This window comes from Aquiflexum sp., from assembly GCF_041751335.1.
GTDB lineage: Bacteria > Bacteroidota > Bacteroidia > Cytophagales > Cyclobacteriaceae > Aquiflexum.
Genome location: NZ_JBGSXS010000131.1, coordinates 1 through 4213 on the forward strand (window position 1 = coordinate 1; position 4213 = coordinate 4213).

Here is a 4213-nt window from a genome sequence, read left to right on the forward strand (position 1 = left end):
TTTCTTGCAAAAATCCCACGTTTGGATTAAGGATATTTATAACCTAGTCAGCGACCACAACTCAAGATAGAAGAAATAGGAGAGTTTCGTTTTTGAAGATTACATTTCAAACCAAACATTTAAACATTTAAAGGATTTTAAAGTGCTGTTGGATTGAATCAAAGTTGACCAATATAAACTTTAGAAACATCCACGAAAACCTTGATTTTAAAAACTCATGGAATTCATGGATTTTTCGTAAATGTTTTGGGTGACAGCTTCCCTGACCAAGCCTGCGGTGTTCCTAACCCCAAGCTTCTGGATTAGATGGAGTCTATGTGTTTCTACTGTGCAGAAACTGATAAAAAGTTTGTTTGCGATCTCTTGGGTGGTGTTCTCTTCTACAATCAAATTTAAGATTTGCTTTTCTCTTTTTGTTAATGGATTGTGTCCGGCTCTTTTTGATTCTAGGCCAAGCATATTTTGGGATAGGATTTGGCTGAGCATGGGGTCAATGTACTTATTGCCTATGGAAACCTGGAATAAGGCTTCCTTAATGCATTTTGGACTGCAGTCGGGGAGAAAATAACCAGAAATACCGGCCAATAAAAAACTTTTGATCAAATGGGGATCGTGGCTGTTGCAGAAAATAAATGTTTTTGAATTGGCCAATTTCTTCAATTTAGATTGGCAAATACTTAATGCAGTTTTGGAGTTATAAGCACCATCAATCCAAAAAATATTACCTTCTTTATTTACCCCGATTTTTAGTGTATTGATATTTTCAAAAGCTATCTGTTCGATGGCCAGAAAACCAAAATTTGTGAGGACAAGGTTTAATCCTTTTGCAAATAGGGTGGAATCCCCAACTATAAAGTTATTCTCCATTTCACAAAGATTTAATTTAAAAAGAAACAAAATCACTAATCCTGACCTTTGAAAACTATGGAGAGAGTTGGTTGAAATTTAGAAATACGTATTACATGTTTTACTTTGAATTATCAAAAGTCGTAGAGTTTAGAGATTTATAAATATAAGGATTTTATACTTAAATTAAACAATTACTTTATCAAAATTTATAGCATTTTTTTTCAAAAAATTATTTTTATATAAAGAAAAGAATTTTCTTACTTTTTACTATAAATATTGGGTTTGATTAATGTAAACTGATTGTATAACAAGGGCATTTTTTCCATAAGCCCCCCAAATACCCCTTCCTCATCCACAATCAAATCAGGCTTTTCTTTTTGAAAATTCTGAAAAATCAATGCCGTCTTTTCAAGGCTTCTATGGTCTTGGAGATTGATCTTTGAAAGTCTGTAATTTAGGTAAGGTGTAGCTAAAGAAGCATTATGGTAAAAACCAAGGTCTTCCCCTAAAACCAATACTTTTTTTCCTTCGGTAATGCTGTGTTTTTCTGAAATTTTAATAGCATAGGAATTGATTTTACCTGAGTTGATCTGTAAAAATGTCCATGAATATCCTATCATCGGAATTCCAATTACAAAAATCGCTGCCAGTATTTTGATGGGAGTCCCTTTTTTGAATGCCACAAATAGAAAGGTGATGAAATAGGCCAATCCCGGAATGATGACAATTAACTGATAGGGGGTTGTTCTGTTTGTCAACAATAATGATCCCACCGCAAAAATCAAAAAAATCAAGGTCAGCTGAAGTTGTTTTTGTTGGTTTACAGTTTGAGATTTGACAATTAATCCTACAAAAAATCCCAGTGTTGTAAAAAACAATGGGGCAGAAAATAGAATACCTAAATCCTGGAAGGAAACATGGGCATAGCTTTCAATGTTTCGGGGTGAGATGATAAACTGGTCAAAAAACTCAAAGAGTCCATCAATCCAAAAATAGTAAACAGCACAAAATGTCAGTGGGAGTAGGTAGCTGACAAATGCCAAGATCAATTGTCTGAAAGAAAAACCACTGACCACTATGCCTGAAACCAATAAAAAGGGTAGAAAAGTAATCAAAGGAAAATGAAAACAGGCTGCAATTCCACCAAATATTCCCACTAAAAGAATGGAATCGGATCCCTCCTTTTGTAAAACAGTCTGCGAAAAAAGCTGCCCAAGGGCAAGCATAATAAAACTACTACCCATCAGAGCAGGGGATAAAGTGATCATATCAAAAGACAAGTGGAACAAAATCACCATTACCATGGAGGGGATGTAGGTGTTTTCCTCAAAAGATTTGTATCTGATATAGAGGTTGTTGATATAGACTATCTGAAACAGCACAACCAAAATTGCCAAAAACTTATAGATCATTACGGTTTTGCCAAATAGTAAGTGGCAGATCCAATACACTCCCGAGGACAAAGGCCCTGTATCATCGATGATATCGATGTACATGTGCTTGCCATCTGCCATTCTTTCCCCAATCAATAACCATATCATTTCGGGTTGTAGCAATGGAACTTGTAAGACCCAGATGTATATACTGCTCATCAGCAGCAAAACAGCTATAATAACAATGAGACGAGAGGGGTCGTTGATACGGAAAAAGCTTAGCAAGATCGGGTTAATTCTAAAGGTGTTACAAACAGGACCCACGAAATTAAGTGTTCCACATTTAATTCACTAAATTTGTAACAATTAATAAAAAAATGGAAAGCAAAAGACAACAGAAATTCAACAAACTCATCCAAAAGGAAATGGGTGAAATTTTTCAAAAAGAAGGCAAACATATCATTGGGAGCGCTTTCATTACGGTTTCCAGAGTTTTGATAAGTCCTGATTTGAGTGTTGCGAGGATTTATCTCAGTTTTTTATTAGACAAAGACAAAGCTGCTTTTGAAAAGATTGAAGAGAAAAAGGGTGAACTGAGAAAGCATTTGGGAAATAGAATCGGAAAATCGGTTAGAATTATTCCCGAATTGGCCTTTTTCATGGATGAGTCCGCATCCTATGCCCAACATATGGACAAAGTGATCAATTCCCTTGACATTCCCGAGGATTCAGGTGAAGAAGATGAAAAAGAAGATTAATTTAATTTTTGGATAGTTGAACCTTTCGTTTTTTATAGCCTATCGATATTTCCGCTCCAAGAAGAAGCGGAATTTCATTACCATCCTATCTAGAATTTCCATGATTGGCGTGGCAGTCGGTACCATGTCCCTCATCATGGTATTGTCTGTTTTTAATGGATTGGAGGATTTGGTCAGGGGACTTTATGCTTCCTTTGATGCAGAACTTAAAATCGAAGCAACCAAAGGGAAGTCTTTCACAGTTTCGGATGATTGGTTATCTGGAATCCAAGAAATAGAAGGCGTAGAAGTATTGACCGAGGTCATAGAAGACAATGCCTTATTTAAGTATAGAGACAATCAGCATCTGGCTAGGATAAAGGGGGTATCGGACAATTATTTACAACAGGGGAGGTTCGAGCAAGGATATATATGGGGTAATCTTGATTTGGGTACTGAAAGTCGGCCAAGGGCCATTATTGGTAGAGGAGTTGGTTTTTTTCTTTCGGTAGATCTCGACAATCATATTGATCTTTTGCAGGTATTTTATCCCAAAGCTCCAAGAAATGCAGGGACCATAGATCCAAGCCAAATGTATAGCAGGTCCATCCTTAAACCCGAGGCTTTTTTTAGTATAGAAAAAGAGTTTGATGATAATTATATCATTGCCCCAATTTCATTTGTAAGCACCTTACTTAATTATGGACAAAAAAGGACAGCCCTTGAAGTTAAGGTGAAAGAGGGATATAATATTCAAAGTGTCAAAAAGAGAATTTCAGCTTTTTTGGGGGGTGAATTTCAAGTGAAAGATACTGATGAACAACACGCCCAAATACTGAGGACCATTAAAGTCGAAAAGTTGTTTGTGTTTTTGACATTGACTTTTATTCTTGCTGTGGCTTCTTTTAATATTTTCTTCTCCCTTTCCATGATGGCAATTGAAAAGAAAAGAGATACAGCAATTTTATTTGCGTTGGGAGCTAAGCAATGGATGATTCAGAAGATTTATCTTAAACAGGGTGCGATTATAGCCTTAACAGGTGCGATAATCGGACTTACTCTTGGATACTTGGCATGTTGGATCCAAGATCAATACGGGTTGGTTTCCTTGGGTATTGCTTCATCTATTATTGAAAGCTATCCTGTTAAAATGGTATGGTGGGATTTTTTATGGACTTCTGTGTCTGTGATTACCATTACTCTTTTAGCCTCATTTAGACCAGCTTTAATTGCATCGAGGGTCAAATCCATCGA

4 protein-coding genes are annotated in these 4213 nt (G+C 36.1%); 2 read left to right on the forward strand and 2 right to left on the reverse strand.

Going from position 1 to position 4213, the window contains the following annotated elements; translation table 11 throughout:
• Positions 1–207: 207 nt before the first annotated feature.
• Complete coding sequence (locus ACEW8U_RS07080) at positions 208–867, reverse strand: LuxR C-terminal-related transcriptional regulator (protein WP_373521338.1); 660 nt, start codon at positions 865–867, stop codon at positions 208–210.
• A gap of 239 nt (positions 868–1106) precedes the next feature.
• On the reverse strand, positions 1107–2441 hold the full coding sequence (locus ACEW8U_RS07085; protein WP_373521339.1) for a hypothetical protein: 1335 nt from the start codon (positions 2439–2441) through the stop codon (positions 1107–1109).
• 158 nt (positions 2442–2599) lie between these two features.
• Between ACEW8U_RS07085 and rbfA the strand changes: the two genes are divergently transcribed.
• Both rbfA and ACEW8U_RS07095 read left to right on the forward strand, forming a co-directional pair.
• A complete protein-coding gene (gene rbfA, locus ACEW8U_RS07090) occupies positions 2600–2980 on the forward strand; it encodes a 30S ribosome-binding factor RbfA (protein WP_373521340.1) in 381 nt (126 codons plus the stop codon).
• A 16-nt stretch (positions 2981–2996) separates the two neighbouring features.
• Positions 2997–4213 (forward strand): ABC transporter permease (locus ACEW8U_RS07095; RefSeq protein ID WP_373521341.1); only part of this gene is annotated, 1217 nt, incomplete at its 3' end.